The sequence below is a fragment of the Thermomonas sp. XSG genome (genome assembly GCF_014678725.1).
Lineage (GTDB): Bacteria > Pseudomonadota > Gammaproteobacteria > Xanthomonadales > Xanthomonadaceae > Thermomonas.
Genome location: NZ_CP061497.1, coordinates 2,780,703 through 2,796,722 on the forward strand (window position 1 = coordinate 2,780,703; position 16,020 = coordinate 2,796,722).

General features: G+C 69.6%; 19 protein-coding genes. 7 read left to right on the forward strand and 12 right to left on the reverse strand.

Annotated features, from left to right (window positions below; translation table 11 throughout):
• Positions 1-28: 28 nt before the first annotated feature.
• From yeiP to ICG51_RS13035, 8 genes are all read right to left on the reverse strand, one after another.
• Entirely contained in the window at positions 29-595 is a 567-nt protein-coding gene (gene yeiP / locus ICG51_RS13000) for an elongation factor P-like protein YeiP (protein WP_190280755.1), read from the reverse strand.
• Positions 592-894 (reverse strand): hypothetical protein, encoded by a 303-nt coding sequence (locus ICG51_RS13005; RefSeq protein ID WP_190280756.1) that lies wholly within the window; start codon positions 892-894, stop codon positions 592-594. Before ICG51_RS13005 ends, yeiP begins: the two co-directional genes overlap by 4 nt.
• Positions 891-1,661: an SDR family NAD(P)-dependent oxidoreductase gene (locus ICG51_RS13010; protein WP_190280757.1), complete on the reverse strand. Its 771-nt coding sequence runs from the start codon at positions 1,659-1,661 to the stop codon at positions 891-893. The genes ICG51_RS13005 and ICG51_RS13010 overlap by 4 nt, the downstream gene beginning before the upstream one ends.
• Positions 1,662-1,846: 185 nt before the next feature.
• Positions 1,847-2,332 (reverse strand): GNAT family N-acetyltransferase, encoded by a 486-nt coding sequence (locus tag ICG51_RS13015; protein WP_190280758.1) that lies wholly within the window; start codon positions 2,330-2,332, stop codon positions 1,847-1,849.
• Positions 2,333-2,362: 30 nt separating this feature from the next.
• On the reverse strand, positions 2,363-3,256 hold the full coding sequence (locus tag ICG51_RS13020; RefSeq protein WP_190282488.1) for a hydroxymethylglutaryl-CoA lyase: 894 nt from the start codon (positions 3,254-3,256) through the stop codon (positions 2,363-2,365).
• A 7-nt stretch (positions 3,257-3,263) separates the two neighbouring features.
• Positions 3,264-3,887 carry a hypothetical protein gene (locus ICG51_RS13025; protein ID WP_190280759.1) on the reverse strand — a complete coding sequence of 208 codons (624 nt, stop codon included), beginning with the start codon at positions 3,885-3,887 and terminating at the stop codon, positions 3,264-3,266.
• Positions 3,884-5,875, reverse strand: coding sequence for an acetyl-CoA carboxylase biotin carboxylase subunit (locus tag ICG51_RS13030; protein WP_190280760.1), 1,992 nt, complete (start codon positions 5,873-5,875; stop codon positions 3,884-3,886). The genes ICG51_RS13025 and ICG51_RS13030 overlap by 4 nt, the downstream gene beginning before the upstream one ends.
• On the reverse strand, positions 5,875-6,660 hold the full coding sequence (locus ICG51_RS13035; protein WP_190280761.1) for an enoyl-CoA hydratase-related protein: 786 nt from the start codon (positions 6,658-6,660) through the stop codon (positions 5,875-5,877). The genes ICG51_RS13030 and ICG51_RS13035 overlap by 1 nt, the downstream gene beginning before the upstream one ends.
• Before the next feature lie 103 nt (positions 6,661-6,763).
• On the opposite strand from ICG51_RS13035, the gene ICG51_RS13040 reads away from it, so the two are divergent.
• The 3 genes from ICG51_RS13040 to ICG51_RS13050 are packed head-to-tail and all read left to right on the forward strand — an operon-like array spanning position 6,764 to position 9,095.
• Positions 6,764-7,012, forward strand: a complete 249-nt coding sequence (locus ICG51_RS13040) for a FeoA domain-containing protein (protein WP_223809460.1) — start codon at positions 6,764-6,766, stop codon at positions 7,010-7,012.
• Positions 7,009-8,865, forward strand: coding sequence for a ferrous iron transport protein B (gene feoB / locus ICG51_RS13045; protein ID WP_190280762.1), 1,857 nt, complete (start codon positions 7,009-7,011; stop codon positions 8,863-8,865). The genes ICG51_RS13040 and feoB overlap by 4 nt, the downstream gene beginning before the upstream one ends.
• Entirely contained in the window at positions 8,862-9,095 is a 234-nt protein-coding gene (locus ICG51_RS13050; protein ID WP_190280763.1) for a DUF6587 family protein, read from the forward strand. Before feoB ends, ICG51_RS13050 begins: the two co-directional genes overlap by 4 nt.
• A 98-nt stretch (positions 9,096-9,193) precedes the next feature.
• On the opposite strand, the gene ICG51_RS13055 is transcribed toward ICG51_RS13050, so the two are convergent.
• The 4 genes from ICG51_RS13055 to ICG51_RS13070 all read right to left on the reverse strand — a co-directional run bounded on the left by ICG51_RS13055 (position 9,194) and on the right by ICG51_RS13070 (position 12,305).
• Positions 9,194-9,553, reverse strand: coding sequence for a hypothetical protein (locus ICG51_RS13055; RefSeq protein ID WP_190280764.1), 360 nt, complete (start codon positions 9,551-9,553; stop codon positions 9,194-9,196).
• 164 nt (positions 9,554-9,717) lie between these two features.
• Positions 9,718-10,074, reverse strand: coding sequence for a hypothetical protein (locus ICG51_RS13060; RefSeq protein WP_190280765.1), 357 nt, complete (start codon positions 10,072-10,074; stop codon positions 9,718-9,720).
• Entirely contained in the window at positions 10,071-10,577 is a 507-nt protein-coding gene (locus ICG51_RS13065) for a polymer-forming cytoskeletal protein (RefSeq protein WP_190280766.1), read from the reverse strand. The genes ICG51_RS13060 and ICG51_RS13065 overlap by 4 nt, the downstream gene beginning before the upstream one ends.
• 117 nt (positions 10,578-10,694) lie before the next feature.
• Positions 10,695-12,305, reverse strand: coding sequence for a carboxyl transferase domain-containing protein (locus tag ICG51_RS13070; protein WP_190280767.1), 1,611 nt, complete (start codon positions 12,303-12,305; stop codon positions 10,695-10,697).
• A 118-nt stretch (positions 12,306-12,423) separates the two neighbouring features.
• Here ICG51_RS13070 and rlmD point away from each other — a divergent pair, with 118 nt between their 5' ends.
• From rlmD to ICG51_RS13090, 4 genes are read left to right on the forward strand one after another with little or no spacing between them, the layout of a single operon-like run.
• Positions 12,424-13,770 (forward strand): 23S rRNA (uracil(1939)-C(5))-methyltransferase RlmD, encoded by a 1,347-nt coding sequence (rlmD, locus tag ICG51_RS13075; protein WP_223809461.1) that lies wholly within the window; start codon positions 12,424-12,426, stop codon positions 13,768-13,770.
• A 2-nt stretch (positions 13,771-13,772) separates the two neighbouring features.
• Complete coding sequence (locus tag ICG51_RS13080) at positions 13,773-14,300, forward strand: CYTH domain-containing protein (protein ID WP_190280769.1); 528 nt, start codon at positions 13,773-13,775, stop codon at positions 14,298-14,300.
• Positions 14,301-15,368 carry a beta-N-acetylhexosaminidase gene (nagZ, locus tag ICG51_RS13085; RefSeq protein ID WP_190280770.1) on the forward strand — a complete coding sequence of 356 codons (1,068 nt, stop codon included), beginning with the start codon at positions 14,301-14,303 and terminating at the stop codon, positions 15,366-15,368.
• Positions 15,365-15,922, forward strand: coding sequence for a hypoxanthine-guanine phosphoribosyltransferase (locus ICG51_RS13090; RefSeq protein WP_190280771.1), 558 nt, complete (start codon positions 15,365-15,367; stop codon positions 15,920-15,922). Before nagZ ends, ICG51_RS13090 begins: the two co-directional genes overlap by 4 nt.
• Positions 15,923-16,020: the final 98 nt, after the last annotated feature.

Here is a 16,020-nt window from a genome sequence, read left to right on the forward strand (position 1 = left end):
TGCGGGCAGCCGCAGGCCTTGTGTTGGCTTACTCCGCGCGGCCGCCGAATTCGCCGGTGGTGGTGTTCACCCACACCTTTTCGCCGTTGCCGATGTACTCCGGCACCATGATTTCCAGGCCGGTGGAGAGCTTGGCCGGCTTCGGTCGCTTGGTGGCGGTGCCGCCCTTGAGTTCCGGCGGGGTTTCGATGACTTCCATCGCCACGCTCTGCGGCAGCTGCACGGCCACCGGCATGTCGTCGATGATCTGGATGTAGCAGCCACTGAGGTCGTCGACGATGTAGCCGGCGGCATCGCCAACGACGTCGGCGTCCAGCGTGTACGGGGTGTAGTCCTCGTCGTCGAGGAACACGAACGCGTCGCCGTCCTTGTACGAGTAGGTCACCTGCCGGCGCGACAGCTCGACTTCCTTCAGCTCGTCGTCGCCGCCCACCGTGATGTCGAGCTTGCTGCCGCCGGGCACGCTGTACATGGTGAAGCGGAACTTGACGTTGCCGCCGCGGCCCTGCGGGCTGCTGCGCTCGATGTCGCGGATCTGGTAGACGGTGCCGTTGTGTTCGACGACGTTGCCCTTCTTGATGTCGTAAGCCTTCATGGGAGGTTCTTCTTCTGTTGTTGGAGCGCGTGGAAGATGCGTTCGTTGAAGGTCCAGGTGAGCAGACCCCAGATCAGGCCGCCGATGGCGCACAGCGGCACCGCGATGGCCAGCACCAGTGGGAGGCGAGGGTGCGACGGGCCAAGTTGCAGGGTCATGGCGATGGCCATGAATGCCAGCATCAGCCCGCCCCAGAAACCGACACCCTTGAGCAGCACGAAATGCCACATGCCGCGCGCGCGGATCGCGGGCCACTTGACCGCCGTCCAGCGTGCGGCGCGCGAACCGAAGTCGTTCACTTCGGCGCCAGCCGGGTGGCACCGTCGAGGCGGATGGTTTCGCCGTTGAGATAGGTGTTGGTGAGGATGTAGGCCACCAGGTCGGCGTACTCCTGCGGCTGGCCCAGGCGCGACGGGAACGGGATGGTGGCGGCCAGCGACTTCTGCACGTCCTCCGGCATGCCGTCGACCATCGGCGTCCAGAACACGCCCGGCGCCACGGTCATCACTCGTATGCCGAAGCGGGCCAGTTCGCGCGCCATCGGCAGGGTCATGCCGACCACGCCGCCCTTCGAGGCGGAGTAGGCGGCCTGGCCGATCTGGCCCTCATAGGCGGCCACCGAGGCGGTGTTGACGATCACGCCGCGCTCGCCGTCGGCGTTCGCTTCGTTGTGCTGCATCAGGTCGGCGCAGGCCTTGGCCACGTTGAAGCTGCCGACCAGGTTCACCATCACGGTGGTGGAGAAATGCGACAGCGTCATCGGCCCGGTCTTGCCCAGCACCCGGCCGGCGCCGAGGATGCCGGCGCAGTTGACGGCCGTGTTCAGGCCGCCCAGGAAATCCCTGGCGGCAGCGACGTTGGCGGCTACCTGTTCCTCGTTGCTGACGTCGGTCTTGAAGAAGCGGGCATTGGCTTCGCCCAGCTCGGCCACGGCAGCCGCGCCCTTGTCTTCGTTGACGTCGAACAGGGCGACCTTGCCGCCGTGGGCAACGAGGTGCCGGGCCACGGCGAAACCGAGGCCGGAAACGCCGCCGGTGATGACGGCGCGGGCGGATGCAAGCTGCATGGGGAGTCCTGCGGGCGGGAAAGCGGGGATTTTAGCGGATGGCGGTGGCGCGGCGGGCACGTCGACGGCCGGTGCGGTGTCGCTCGCGGCTCAATGCGAACGTGCTGTTCGATATCGCCGACGCGGCACCGCACCGGCCGCCGACGCGCCGCTTCTCGCAGGCGATGGGGGCGCGCAAGAAGCCTCTAGAGATCCAGCAGGTAGAACCTGTTGCAGCCGCCGTGCCCGGTGGCGCCCATCGGGCCGTCGATGCGGTGGAAGCCGCTGCGCTCGTACAGGCGCATGGCCGCATCCATGCCGGTGAGGGTTTCCAGGTAGCAGCGGGTGAAGCCGAAGCCGCGCGCGGCGTCCAGGCAGCGCGCCATCATCGCCGCCCCGGCGCCGCTGCCGCGGGCTTCCGGCAGGAAATACATCTTGCGCAGTTCGCAGACGTCGGCACCGCCGCCGGCCAGCGGCGCCACGCCGGCACCACCGAGCACGCGGCCATCGCGTTCCAGCACGAAATAGGCGTGGCGCGGCGCGGCGTAGGCGCGGCTCATCCAGTCCACTTCCGGGTCGCTGATGGCGAAGCCGCTGCCGGTGGCGCCGAATTCCGGCATCACCGTGCGGATGACGGCGGCCATCGCGGCATCGTCGTCGGCGAGGATGGGGCGGATCGAGAAATTGCTCATGCGTCGTTGCCCGGATTCAGGAGGTTCGGCTCAGGCCGCGCCCAGCGCGCGCCCGACCTTGCTGCCGGTGTCGCGGCCCAGCAGGCCGGCCAGCCAGCGTCCGGTCTCCGCCAGCAGCGGCAGGTCGATGCCGGTGTGAATGCCGAGGCCGTGCAGCATGTAGACCACGTCCTCGCTGGCCACGTTGCCGCTGGCGCCCTTGGCGTAGGGGCAGCCCCCGGCGCCGGACACCGCGCTGTCGACGACCGCCACGCCTTCCTCCAGGCAGGCCAGCACGTTGGCCAGCGCCTGCCCGTAGGTGTCGTGGAAGTGTATGGCCAGCGCGGCCATCGGCACCTCGGTGGCCACCGTCTTCAGCATCGCCCGCGCCTTGGTGGGGGTGCCGATGCCGATGGTGTCGCCCAGCGAAACCTCGTAGCAACCCATGTCGTGCAGCGCGCGCGCCACCCGCACCACGTCGGCCAGCGGTACTTCGCCCTGGTACGGGCAGCCGAGCACGGTGGAGACATAGCCGCGCACCTTCACGCCATCGGCGCGGGCGCGCTCGAGCACAGGCGAGAAGCGCTGCAGCGATTCGTCAATGCCGGCATTGGTGTTCTTCAGGTTGAACGCTTCGGAGGCGGCGGTGAACACCGCAACTTCCTGCGCGCCGGCTGCGCGGGCGCGCTCATAGCCCTGTTCATTGGGCACCAGCACCGGATAGCTGATCCCCGGTGCGCGGGTGATGCCGGCCAGCACCTGTGCGGCATCCGCCATCTGCGGCACCCATTTCGGGCTGACGAAGGCGGTGGCCTCGATGCTGGCAAGGCCGGTCCTGGACAGCCGGTCGATCAACTCGATCTTGGCGGCGGTACCGATGTCGACCTTCTCGTTCTGCAGGCCGTCGCGCGGACCGACTTCGACGATGCGGACATCAACGGGCAAGGGCATGTCAGGGTTCCTGTGGCTGCGTGGTGACGGCCGGTGCCGGGACGCGCCGGATCCGGGCCAGCGGCTGGTTGTCGAAGAAGGGGTGCCGCGCCAGCAGCGCGGCGATCCGGTCGGCGTCCCCGGCCACGAAATTGCGGCGGAGGGGCGATTCCGCTTTCGCCTCATCCGGTGGGATCGGGGCGCTGTAACCCTCGAGGTCGCCGCGCTGGATCGCGGCGGACACCCAGGCGTGGTCCGCCTCGTACAAGCTGATGGTGTCCCCGTCGCGTTCGTAGCGGAACAACAGCAGGCCGCAGCGCGTCCTGCCTTCGCCGGCGCAGTCTGGCCCTTCGCCCGGCTTGAACCGCAGGTACTGGTGGCCGCCCGCGTCGATCAGGGTCAGGTCCAGCGGCTTTTCCTCCCCGTTGGCGATGACGCTGCGGCAGCCAGGCAGGATTTCCAGGGCACCGGCGTCCGGCGGCAGCGCCTGGCTGTCCTTCGGAATGCGCTGCCAGTAGCCGGGCCAAGCCGGATCGCAACGGGTAACCGCACCCGCCGGGAGCGATTCGAATACGGTCATGGAGCAGCCGGCGAGCCCTGCCTGCAGTAGCAGCAACAGCAGGCTGGCGGCGTTCCTGCAGGTCATGGTTCGAGGGTGGCGAGCACGGCATCGGCTTCGACGAACTCGCCGGCCTGCGCGCGGACTTCCGCAAGCACGCCGTCGCGCGGGGCCTTCAGCGCCAGCTCCATCTTCATCGCCTCCAGCACCAGCACCACGTCGCCGGCCTGGACGGCGACGCCGACGCTGGCCTGCACCAGCACCACCCGGCCGGGCATGGGCGCGCGGATGCGGCTCTCCGCGCTGGCATCGGCGCCGGCCAGGCTGCGGTACATCGGCTCCACGCGCAGGCGCAAGCGCGCATCGCCGTCGTGCACCAGCACGTCGTCGCCGTCCGGCATGGCGCGGAAGCGGCGCATGCCGCCGTCCAGCCGCAGGGTCAGCGCGTCGCCATGCAGCCGCGCGCCGGACACCACGTGGGTAACGCCGTCGCGTTCGATGCGGTATTCGCCTCCATGGCCGTGCGCGGTCAGTTCGATGCGCTCGCCGTTGCCAAACGCCAGCCGGCGGGTGCCGGCATGGCCCAGCCGCCAGCCGTCGGCGCTGGCCCAGGGCGAAGTGGGATCGGTGGCACGCGCGGCGGCGTCGCGGGCGGCGGCTTCCTGCAGCAGCAGCTGCAGGGTGGCAGCGGCGAGCAGCAGCGCGGTGTCCTCGCGCGGCGGGGCGAGGAACTCGTCCAGGTGCCGGTCCAGGTAGCCGGTGTCGATGGTGCCGCCGACGATCGCCGGATGCCGCACCAGTCGCTCGAGGAAGCCGACATTCGATTTCGGCCCGCGGATCACGCACTGCGCCAGCGCCTCGCGCAGCCGTGCAAGCGCGCGCGGGCGGTCGCTGTCGTGGACGATGATTTTGGCGATCATCGGGTCGTAGAAGATGGTGACGTTGTCGCCCTCGACCACGCCGGAGTCGATGCGCACGTGCGCCGACGGCGCCGGCAGGTGCAGCGTCTGCAGGGTGCCGGAGCCGGGCAGGAAACCGGCATCGGGGTCTTCCGCATACAGCCGCACTTCGATGGCATGGCCGCGCTGGACGATGTCCTGCTGGCGCAGCGGCAGCGGCTCGCCGGCGGCGATGCGCAGCTGCCACTCGACCAGATCCAGCCCGGTGACTTCCTCGGTGACGGGATGTTCCACCTGCAGGCGGGTGTTGATTTCCATGAAGTAGAAACCGCCGTCCTGCCCGACGATGAACTCCACCGTGCCGGCATTGGCGTAGTCGATCGCGTGCGCGGCCTGGACTGCCGCCGCGCCCATCGCAGCCCGCAGTTCGGGGGTAAGGAAGGGCGAGGGCGATTCCTCCAGCACCTTCTGGTAGCGCCGCTGGGCCGAGCATTCACGCTCGCCGAGGTAGATGGCGTTGCCGCGGGCGTCGCCGAAGATCTGGATCTCGATGTGGCGCGGATGCTCGATGTAGCGTTCCAGCAGCACGCGGTCCTTGCCGAAGGCGTTCTTCGCCTCGCGCTGGCAGCTTTCCAGATTGGCGGCGAACTCGCCGGCCGCGCGCACGATGCGCATGCCCTTGCCGCCGCCGCCGTGCGCGGCCTTGATCATCAGCGGGTAGCCGATGCGATCGGCCTCGCGCTGCAGCAGGTCGGGCGACTGGTCTTCGCCGGTATAGCCGGGCACCACAGGCACGCCGGCGGCGGCCATCAGGTCCTTGGCGCCTGCCTTGCTGCCCATCTTGCGCATCGAGTTGCCCGACGGGCCGATGAAGGCGATGCCGGCGGCCGCCACCGCGTCGGCGAAGTCCGCGTTCTCGGAGAGGAAGCCGTAGCCGGGATGGATCGCCTGCGCGCCGGTTTTCTTCGCCACTTCGAGGATGGCATCACCGCGCAGGTAGCTGTCCTGCGGGCGCGAACCGCCGATGCAGTACGCCTCGTCCGCCAGACGCACGTGTTGGGCGTCAGCGTCGGCTTCCGAGAACACGGCGACGGTCCGGATGCCGAGCTTGCGCGCGGTGCGGATCACGCGGCAGGCGATCTCGCCGCGGTTGGCAATCAGGATGGTCGAGAACATCAGGCTTGGATCCAGTTCGGCTTGCGCTTGTCGAGGAAGGCCGACAGGCCTTCTTGGCCCTCGGGCGAGACCCGCAGGCGGGCGATCAGGGCGGCGTTGTCGGCGTCGTGTTTCGCGCCGTCGGCATGGGCGCAGACAGCGCGCACCAGCTGCTTGGCGGAAGCGGACGCCACCGGGCCGGCCTTGAGCAGCAGGTCGATCTGGCGCTGCACGGCCGCGTCCAGCGCGTCGGTGTCGACGACTTGGTGCAGCAAGCCGATGCGCAGCGCCTCGGCGGCGTCGAAGATCTCGGCGGTGGCGAAATACCGGCGCGCCTGGCGCGGGCCGATGGCGCTGATGACGTAGGGCGAGATCACCGCCGGCAGCAGGCCGAGCTTGCTTTCGGTCAGGCCGAATTTCGCCTCCGGTACGCCGATGGCGATGTCGCAGCAGGCCACCAGCCCCACGCCGCCACCGAACGCCGCGCCCTGTACGCGGGCGATGGTCGGCTTCGGCAGCGCATCCAGCGTGCGCATCAGGCGGGCGAGGGCGAGCGAATCCTCGCGGTTCTCGGCCTCGCTGGCGGCAGCCATCCCGCGCATCCAGTTCAGGTCGGCGCCGGCCGAGAACGAGGGGCCCTCGGCTTCCAGCACCAGCACCCGCACCGCGGGATCGTCGGCCAGCTCGGCCAGCGCGGTAGTCAGGCCGGCGATCAGGCCGGCGTCGAAGGCGTTATGCACCTGCGCGCGGGTCATCCGCAGGCGGGCGACGGCGCCATCGCGGTCAAGTTGCAGGGCCTGGCTCATGGGCGGATCGATCGCTCCGGAATTTGATCCAACACATGATAGCGGCAGCGCTGGAATGCTAGAATTGAGAACAATTCCCATTTGTCCCTGCGGTGCGGTTTCCATGCGATTGACCGAACTTCCCAAGCGCAAGCCGGCCGTCGTCGAGGCCGTCGAGGAGCAGGCGCCCAACGACCCGGTGGCGCGCCGCCTGCGTGAGCTCGGCTTCGTTGCCGGCGAGGGCGTGGAGGTGGTTGCCGCGGGGCCGCTTGGCGCCGAGCCGCTGCTGGTGCAGGTGGGCTTCACCCGTTTCGCCCTGCGTCGCGCCGAGGCCGCGCGGGTGCGCCTGCGCGCCAGCGGGAGCGCAGTATGAGCGAAGCCGCCGCACTGCCGCGCATCGCCCTGGTCGGCAACCCGAACTGCGGCAAGACCGCGCTGTTCAATCTGCTGACCGGCAGCCGCCAGAAGGTGGCGAACTACGCCGGCGTCACCGTCGAACGGAAGGAAGGGCGGCTGCTGTCGCCGTCGGGCCGCGGCTACGCCGTGCTGGACCTGCCGGGCGCCTACAGCCTCAACGCCGCCAGCCTGGACGAAGCGGTGACGCGCGACCTGATCCGCGGCTTCTATCCGGGCGAGGCCGCGCCCGACCTGCTGGTCTGCGTGGTCGATGCCACCAATCTGCGCCTGCACCTGCGCTTCGCGCTGGAGCTGCGCGCGCTGGGACGGCCGGTGATCGTGGCGCTCAACATGATGGACGCCGCGCGCCGGCGCGGCATCGCCATCGACGTGGACGTGCTGCAGCGCGAGCTGGGCTTGCCGGTGGTGGAAACGGTGGCGGTGCGCCGCGACGGCGCCCGCGCGCTGCTGGACCGGCTGGAAGGCCCGCTGCCGGCGCTGCCGGAATCGCGCGAAGCGTTGGCCGACGAGGCCCTGCACGAGGAAGTGCGCCGGCTGCTGGCGCTGGCGGTGACCATGCCGCGCCGTACCGCCGCCATCGACGACGCGTTGGACCGCTGGCTGCTGCATCCGGTGTTCGGCCTGCTGGCGCTGGGCGTGGTGATGTTCCTGATCTTCCAGGCGGTGTACGCCTGGGCCACGCCGATGATGGACGCCATCGAGGCCGCCACCGGTTGGTTCGGCGGGCTGGTGGGCAGCACCCTGCCGGACGGCCCGCTGCGCAGCCTGCTGGTGGACGGGGTGATTGCCGGCCTGGGCGGCGTCATCGTGTTCCTGCCGCAGATCATGGTGCTGTTCGCCTTCATCCTGGCGCTGGAAGAGTCCGGCTACCTGCCGCGCGCCGCCTTCTTGCTGGACCGGATGATGGCGGCGGCGGGTCTGTCCGGGCGCAGCTTCATCCCGCTGCTGTCCAGCTTCGCCTGCGCGGTGCCGGGGATCATGTCGACGCGCTCCATCCAGGATCCGCGCGACCGCATCGCCACCATCCTGGTCGCGCCGCTGATGACCTGCTCGGCGCGGCTGCCGGTGTACGCCCTGCTGATCGGCGCGTTCGTGCCGGAGAAGGACGTGGGCTGGTTCAACCAGCAGGGGCTGGTGCTGTTCGGCCTGTACGCGGCCGGCATCGTCAGCGCGCTGGCGGTAGCGTGGACGATGAAGCTGTGGCGGCGTGACAAGAGCGAGCATCCGCTGTTGCTGGAACTGCCGTCCTACCGCGTCCCGCACCTGCGCGACCTGGCCATCGGGCTGTGGGAGCGGGCGATGATCTTCCTCAAGCGGGTGGGCGGGATCATCCTCGCGCTGACCATCCTGCTGTGGTTCCTGCTGTCCTTCCCGGGCGCGCCGTCCGATGCCACCTTGCCTGCGATCGACTACAGCTTCGCCGGGCGCATCGGCCACTGGATGACCGCGGTGTTCGCGCCGATCGGCTTCAACTGGCAGATCTGCATCGCGCTGATCCCGGGCATGGCCGCGCGCGAGGTGGTGGTGTCCTCGCTGGCGACGGTGTACGCGCTGTCGGCGGCCAGCGAGGATGCGACGATCCAGGCGCTTACCCCGATCATCCAGGACCAGTGGTCGCTGGCCACCGCGCTGTCGCTGCTGGTGTGGTTCATCTACGCGCCGCAGTGCATCTCCACCCTGGCGACGATCCGGCGCGAGACCCATTCGTGGAAGCAGACGGCGTTCGCCGCCGGCTACCTGTTCGCGCTGGCCTACCTGGCGTCGTTCGCCACCTACCGGATCGCGCTGGCGCTCGGGGCAGGCGGATGACCACGGGGCTGCTCGCGCAATACCTGGTCATTGCGCTTGCGGTGCTGGCCAGCGTGGTGGTGGTGATGCGCAAGCAGTTCCCGAACGCCACGCGGCGCCTGCGTATCGCCATCGCCTTGCCGCTGCTGCGCGAGGGACGGCCCGCATGGCTGCGCGCATTGGCGAGGCGGATTGCGCCAGCGGGGCAGGGCGGCGGCAGGGATTGCGGGGGCTGCAACGGCTGCGGGTAGCAGCCCAAGCTCCACGCTTCCGCCGATGCGCCGCCGGCGCATAAAGAACAAGGCCCGCATGCGCGGGCCTTGTGGTGGTGCAGCAACCGCGCCGGCGGTTACTTCTTGGCTTCGTCGGCTGCCTTCTCCGCCTTGTTGGCCACTTCATCGGCGGCGTCCGCCGCCGACTGCGCGGCGTTGGCGGTGGCGTTCGCAGCATCGGCAGCGGCCTCGGCGCTGGCCTGCTTGGCGGCATCGGCCGCCTGCTCGACGTTGGCGCCGACCTCGCCGACCGCCTCACCGGTCGCGGCGGCGGCTGCATCGGTGGCCTGCGACGCCGCATTCGCGGCGGCATCGGCTGCCTGTTCGGCGGCAGCGCTGGCCTCGGCGGCCTCGTTCTGCGCGGTGGCGGTTTCGTTCTTGCAGGCGGTCAGCGCCAGCGTGGCCGCCACCAGGGCAACATAGAGTTTGGCGTTCATCAACAGACTCCTGGGTGTGGAAAATGGCGATCCGGCGCCGCGTCGTCGACGCGTTCCCGGACCGTGGAACCGCACGCAAGGGCGGCGACCCGGATCTTAGAAGGGGGTTTGTGAAGACGGGATGCAGGCCGATCAGGCCCCAGCAGTCCCCGGTCTTGCAGCGGCTAGTGTTTCAGCCTGCGCTTGCCCGGCGAGGCCGGCACCGCTTCCACCGCCACGCTGAAGCTGCGCGACTCGCCCGGGAACACCGCGCCCACGCCGACCACGTGGCGTCCCACTTCCTCATCGCGCTCGTTGCGGATCACCACCACCATGGTGTACTCGAACGCGCCGTCGTCCGGCGCGTTGAGGGTGCCCTCCACCTTCAGCGGGACGAAGCGCTGGGCCGCGTCCGCGGCGGGCGCGTCGAAACGCAGGTGCCCGCGGCAGGCCGGGCAGACCGCCGAGCTTTCCAGGATGGTCGCCTTGCAGTGCGGGCAGGTGCGGGTGGCGCCCGCCACGCCGGGGCGCGCCGCGCTCATGCGGCGCTGCCGCTCTCCGCTTTCGCCGCCGGCTTGTCGTCCTTGCCCCAGCCGCACTCGACATGGCCGCGGATGCGGCTGCCGGCGGCCACGGTCAGGCTGCCGGCCTTGAGATCGCCGTTGATCGCACCGCTGGGCAGCACGTCCACCTGCTGCGCGCTGGTGATGTTGCCGTCCAGCTCGCCGGCCAGCGTCACCTTGTTGGCCGACACGCCGCCGGACACCTTGGCGCCCTGGTCGATGGTCAGGTTGCCCTGCACCTTGATGTCGCCCTTGAACTTGCCGGCGATACGGACGTGGCCGGCGCCTTCGATCTTGCCCTCGATGGCTAGGTCGGCGGCGATCACCGATTCCCGGGCAGCGGGTTCAACCGCCCGGATCGGCGCGGGTGCCGCCGGTGCGGGAGCGGGCTCGACGGCCGGCTGTGGCTCGGGTGAACCAAGCTCGAAGCGGGCGGGCTCGCTGGCCTTGGCGGCCGGTGCGGGGTCTTTCCAGATGGCCATGCACGGATCTCCTCGGGAAGAGGGGTCGAGGCTACCACCGATTTGCGACGACTTCCTTGCTGAATACGATAGGTTGCTGTTGCAACCCATTGAATGCGATGGAAGTCACATCGCCCGTCACATGCGGAACACGCCGAAGCGGGTGCGCTCCTCGATCGGCGCATTGAGCGAGGCCGACAGTCCCAGCCCCAGCACGCGGCGGGTGTCGGCGGGGTCGATGATGCCGTCGTCCCACAGCCGCGCGGTGGCGTAGTAGGGGTTGCCCTGGTCCTCGTACTGCTGGCGGATCGGCGCCTTGAACGCCTCTTCCTCGTCGGGCGTCCACACCCCGCCGCGGGCCTCGATGCCGTCGCGCTTCACGGTGGCCAGCACGCTGGCCGCCTGTTCGCCGCCCATCACGCTGATGCGTGCGTTCGGCCACATCCACAGGAAGCGCGCGCCGTAGGCGCGGCCGCACATCGCGTAATTGCCCGCGCCAAAGCTGCCGCCGATCACCACGGTGAACTTGGGCACGTGGCTGCACGCCACTGCGGTCACCATCTTGGCGCCGTCTTTCGCAATCCCGGCCTGCTCGTACTTCTTGCCGACCATGAAGCCGGTGATGTTCTGCAGGAACACCAGCGGGATGCCGCGCTGGTTGCACAGTTCGATGAAGTGCGCGCCCTTGAGCGCGCTCTCGGCGAACAGGATGCCGTTGTTGGCGACGATGCCGACCGGGTAGCCGTGCAGGTGGGCGAAGCCGGTGACCAGGGTCTTGCCGTAGCGCGCCTTGAATTCCTGGAACTCGCTGCCGTCGACGATGCGCGCGATCACCTCGCGGATGTCGAACGGCCGGCGTGCGTCCTTCGGCACGATGCCGTACAGCTCCTCGGCCGGGTACAGCGGCTCGCGCGCGGGTTGCGTCGCTACCGGCACGACCTTCTTGCGGTTGAGGGAACCGACGATGCCGCGCGCGATCTCCAGCGCGTGGCGGTCGTCCTCGGCGAAATGATCGGCCACGCCGGAGATGCTGGTGTGCACGTCGGCGCCGCCCAGCGTTTCGGCATCCACCACCTCGCCGGTGGCGGCCTTCACCAGCGGCGGGCCGCCGAGGAAGATGGTCCCCTGTTCCTTGACGATCACCGATTCGTCGCACATCGCCGGCACGTACGCCCCGCCGGCGGTGCACGAACCCATCACCACCGCGATCTGCGGGATGTTCTCCGCGCTCAGCCGGGCCTGGTTGTAGAAAATCCGGCCGAAGTGTTCCTTGTCCGGGAACACCTCGTCCTGCAGCGGCAGGAAGGCGCCGCCGGAATCGACCAGGTAGACGCAGGGCAGGCGGTTCTCGCGGGCCACTTCTTGCGCGCGCAGGTGCTTCTTCACCGTCATCGGGAAGTAGGTGCCGCCCTTGACGGTGGCGTCGTTGGCGACGATCACGACTTCCTGGCCCATGACCCGGCCAATGCCGCAGACCATGCCCGCGGCCGGTGCGGCATCGTCGTACATGCCTTCGGCAGCGAGCGGTGCGATCTCGAGGAACGGCGAGCCCGGATCGAGCAGGGCGTCGATGCGCTCGCGCGGCAGCAGCTTGCCGCGCTCGGTGTGCTTGGTCCGGGCCTTTTCGCCGCCGCCGTCGGCCGCGCGCGCCAGCCGGCGGTCGAGTTCGGCCACCAGTTCGCGGTGGAAGGCGGCGTTGTCGAGGAAGTCCTGCGAACGGGTGTCGAGTTGCGAGGTCAGCGCGGGCATGCGGGCGTCCGGTACGGCGGCGGCAAAACGCCAAGGATACCGCCTGCACCGGCTGCCCCCGTACGGGCCGGCTGCCGCAGTCTGCGACAATAACCGGCTATCCACCTCCTTACGCGCCGTGGCCCGCCTCGACCAGACCCCCAAGACCCTCGACGTCCTCCATCTCACCCACGATGGGCGTGGCGTCGCCCGCTGGCCGGAGGGCCACTCGCAGGCCGGCAAGGCCGTGTTCGTTGCCGGTGCGCTGCCGGGTGAAACCGTCTCCGTGCAGCAGACCGCGCGCTCCAAGCACTTCGACGAGGCGAAGACGTTGGAAGTGCTCGCCGCATCGCCGGACCGCGTGACGCCGCGCTGCCCGCATTTCGGCGTCTGCGCCGGCTGCGTGCTGCAGCATTTGTCCGAAGACCGGCAGATCGAAGCCAAGCAGCAGGTGCTGCTGGACAACCTGCAGCGCATCGGCCACGTGGCGCCGGCCGCGGTGCTGCCGCCGCTGCGTGGGGAGGCCTGGGGCTATCGGCGCAAGGGCCGCTTGTCGGTGCGGCGGGTGGAAAAGAAGGACAAGACGCTGGTGGGCTTCCGCGAAACCGACCCGCGTTTCGTCGCCGACCTGCGCGAATGCCATACCGTCATTCCGCAGCTGGGCTTCAAGCTGGACGCGCTGGGCGCGCTGGTGGACGGCATGGACGCGCGCCGCGACATCCCGCAGATCGAATTCATCGCCGGCGATGCCGCCATCGCGCTGGTGTTCCGGCACCTGCAGCCGTTGTCCGAGGCGGACCGGGCGAAGCTTGCCGCGTTCGGGCAGGCGCATGGGTTCGCCATCTTCCTGCAACCAGGCGGCAACGATTCCGTGCATCCGCTCGGCGGCGAGGCGCCGCAGCTGTCGTTCCGGCTGCCGCAGTGGGACGTGGAACTGCTGTTCCGCCCGCTCGATTTCATCCAAGTCAATGCCAAGTTGAACGAGGCGATGATCGCCCGCGCGCTGGACCTGCTGGACGTGCAGCCGGGCGAGCGCGTGCTGGACCTGTTCTGCGGGCTGGGCAACTTCACCCTGCCGCTGGCGCGCGCGTCCGGCGACGGCGCGGTGATCGGGGTGGAGGGGGACGCCGGGCTGGTGGCGCGGGCGCGTTTGAATGCCGAACACAACGGCATGGGCAACGTGCAGTTCTTCGCCGCCGACCTGGCCCAGGACCTGGCCGGACAGCCGTGGCTGAAGCAGGGCTTTGACAAGCTGCTGCTGGACCCGGCCCGCGCCGGTGCGATCGAGGTGCTCAAGCAGCTGCCGCTGAAGGGCCTGAAGAAGATCGTCTACGTCAGCTGCCACCCCGGCTCGCTGGCGCGCGACGCCGGCTGGCTGGTCAACGAGGCCGGCTGGACGCTGCGAGAAGCGGGGGTGATGGACATGTTCCCGCACACCGCGCACGTGGAATCCATCGCGGTGTTCGATCCGCCGAAGAAGAACTGAGCATGGGCATCGAGATCGAACGCAAATTCCTGCCGCGCAGCGACGGCTGGCGCACGGCGGCGCATAAGGTGGTGCCGATGGCGCAGGGCTACCTCAACGACCTGGCGCTGGTGGATTCCGGGGCGATGCGGGCCTCGGTGCGGGTGCGCATCGAAGGCGAAGCCGCCTTCCTCAACATCAAGTCGCGCGAACTGGGCACTACCCGGCAGGAGTTCGAATATCCCGTGCCGGTGGCGGAGGCCCGCGCGCTGCTGAAGCTGTGCGTCGGCGGCCTGGTCGAGAAGAACCGCCATTACGTCGAGCATGCCGGGCACCTGTGGGAAGTCGATGAATTCCTCGGCGACAACGCAGGGCTGGTGGTGGCCGAGATCGAGCTGGCGGGCGAGGAAGAAACCTTCACGCAGCCCGACTGGGTCGGCGCCGAAGCCACCCACGCCGCGCGCTACTACAATCTGGCGCTGGCCTCGCGTTCGTTCTCGCAGTGGCGCGACGACGAGCGGCAGGCGCAGGACCTCATGGAAGGACGCTGAATGCTGCTGATCGGTATCACCGGGCACGAACTCACCGCGCGCGAGCGCGACTGGCTGCAGCACGACGCCTGCGCCGGCTTGACCCTGTTCGCGCGCAATTTCGCCTCGCGCGCCCAGGTGGCGGAGCTGACGCAGTCGATCCGCGAAGCCGCGCCGCGCCCGCAGCTGATCTGCGTGGACCAGGAAGGCGGGCGCGTGCAGCGCTTCCGCGACGGCTACACCAAGCTGCCGGCGCTGCACGGCTTCGAGGCGCTGTACCAGCGCGATGCCGGGGCGGCGCTGGCGCTGGCCCGCGAGCACGCCTGGCTGATGGCCAGCGAGATGCGCGCCAGCGGCGTGGACCTCAGTTTCGCCCCGGTGCTGGACCTGGCGCGCGGCAACCGTGCGATCGGCGACCGCGCGTTCGCCGCCGATCCCGAGGTGGTGGCCGCGTTCGCCCGCGTCTACGTGCAGGGCATGCACGAAGCCGGGATGGCCGCCACGCTCAAGCACTTCCCCGGCCATGGCTCGGTGCTGGAAGACACCCACCACGATGCGGCCATCGACCCGCGTCCGCTGGACGAGATCCGTGCGCACGACCTGGTGCCGTTCGCCGCCGGCATCGCCGCCGGCGCCGACGCGGTGATGACTGCGCACGTCACCTATCCGCAGGTGGCCGCCGAGCCTGCCGGCTGCTCGCGGCGCTGGATCGAGGAGATCCTGCGCGGTGACGTGGCCAACGGCGGCCTGGGCTTCCGCGGGGTGGTGTTTTCCGACGACATCGGCATGGCCGCCGCCGGCGCGGTGGGCGGGATCAAGGCGCGCATCGACGCGCACCTGGACGCCGGCTGCGACGTGGTGCTGGTCAGTCACACCCAGCAGGTGGACGAGGCGCTGGCGGCGATCGAAGGCCGCCGGCTCAATACGATGGCGCTGGTCGGCCTGCTGGGTCGCGGTGCGCTGGGCTGGGACGGGCTGCTGGCGGATGCGCGCCGCACCGACGCGCAGGCCCGGCTGGAAGACGTGCGCGCGCCGTCGCTGGCAACCGATGTGCTGTCGGGCGCTACCAACATGGGAGACGTAGCATGAGTACACCGAAGCTGGGCGATGCATTGGCATCGTCGCAGGTCCTGTTCGACCGCCCGGCGCTGGAGCATGCCATCGTGCGGATGGCTGGCGAGATCCGTGCGGCCTACGGCGACGGCGAGGTGCCGCTGTACCTGACGGTGATGAACGGCGGGCTGCCGTTCGCCGCGCAGCTGGCGTTCGCGCTGGGCGAGCGCGGGCTGGACCTGCAGTTCGACTACCTGCACGCCACCCGCTACCGCGGCCAGACCAGCGGCTCGGGCCTGGCCTGGCTGCACCGTCCGGCCACGCCGATGCACGGGCGCAAGGTACTGCTGGCGGACGACATCCTCGACGAGGGGCATACCCTGCTGGCGGTGAAGCAATGGTGCGAGGACCAGGGCGCGGCCGAGGTCCGGATCGCGGTGCTGGCGGAAAAGGTCCACGACCGCTGCGTCGAGGGCATCGCCGTCGATCACGTCGGCGTGCAGGTGCCCGATGCTTACGTTTTCGGCTACGGCATGGACTACTACGAGCAGGGCCGCAACCTGCCGGCGATCTATGCGCTGGGCGATTGATTTTCCACCCCCTCCGTTTCGCGTAGCGAAGGGGAGGACTGGGGAAGGGTGCTTTCCAGCGTTGCGCGAACAGCAACCCCCTCCCAACCTCCCCGTGC

Excerpts from the sequence above, each read along its gene's own strand:
- yeiP (WP_190280755.1), bottom strand. The coding sequence starts at position 595 with ATGAAGGCTTACGACATCAAGAAGGGCAACGTCGTCGAACACAACGGC.
- ICG51_RS13010 (WP_190280757.1), bottom strand. The coding sequence starts at position 1,661 with ATGCAGCTTGCATCCGCCCGCGCCGTCATCACCGGCGGCGTTTCCGGC.
- ICG51_RS13015 (WP_190280758.1), bottom strand. The coding sequence starts at position 2,332 with ATGAGCAATTTCTCGATCCGCCCCATCCTCGCCGACGACGATGCCGCG.
- ICG51_RS13025 (WP_190280759.1), bottom strand. The coding sequence starts at position 3,887 with ATGACCTGCAGGAACGCCGCCAGCCTGCTGTTGCTGCTACTGCAGGCA.
- ICG51_RS13030 (WP_190280760.1), bottom strand. The coding sequence starts at position 5,875 with ATGTTCTCGACCATCCTGATTGCCAACCGCGGCGAGATCGCCTGCCGC.
- ICG51_RS13035 (WP_190280761.1), bottom strand. The coding sequence starts at position 6,660 with ATGAGCCAGGCCCTGCAACTTGACCGCGATGGCGCCGTCGCCCGCCTG.
- ICG51_RS13040 (WP_223809460.1), top strand. The coding sequence starts at position 6,764 with ATGCGATTGACCGAACTTCCCAAGCGCAAGCCGGCCGTCGTCGAGGCC.
- feoB (WP_190280762.1), top strand. The coding sequence starts at position 7,009 with ATGAGCGAAGCCGCCGCACTGCCGCGCATCGCCCTGGTCGGCAACCCG.
- ICG51_RS13050 (WP_190280763.1), top strand. The coding sequence starts at position 8,862 with ATGACCACGGGGCTGCTCGCGCAATACCTGGTCATTGCGCTTGCGGTG.
- ICG51_RS13055 (WP_190280764.1), bottom strand. The coding sequence starts at position 9,553 with ATGAACGCCAAACTCTATGTTGCCCTGGTGGCGGCCACGCTGGCGCTG.
- ICG51_RS13060 (WP_190280765.1), bottom strand. The coding sequence starts at position 10,074 with ATGAGCGCGGCGCGCCCCGGCGTGGCGGGCGCCACCCGCACCTGCCCG.
- ICG51_RS13065 (WP_190280766.1), bottom strand. The coding sequence starts at position 10,577 with ATGGCCATCTGGAAAGACCCCGCACCGGCCGCCAAGGCCAGCGAGCCC.
- ICG51_RS13070 (WP_190280767.1), bottom strand. The coding sequence starts at position 12,305 with ATGCCCGCGCTGACCTCGCAACTCGACACCCGTTCGCAGGACTTCCTC.
- ICG51_RS13080 (WP_190280769.1), top strand. The coding sequence starts at position 13,773 with ATGGGCATCGAGATCGAACGCAAATTCCTGCCGCGCAGCGACGGCTGG.
- nagZ (WP_190280770.1), top strand. The coding sequence starts at position 14,301 with ATGCTGCTGATCGGTATCACCGGGCACGAACTCACCGCGCGCGAGCGC.
- ICG51_RS13090 (WP_190280771.1), top strand. The coding sequence starts at position 15,365 with ATGAGTACACCGAAGCTGGGCGATGCATTGGCATCGTCGCAGGTCCTG.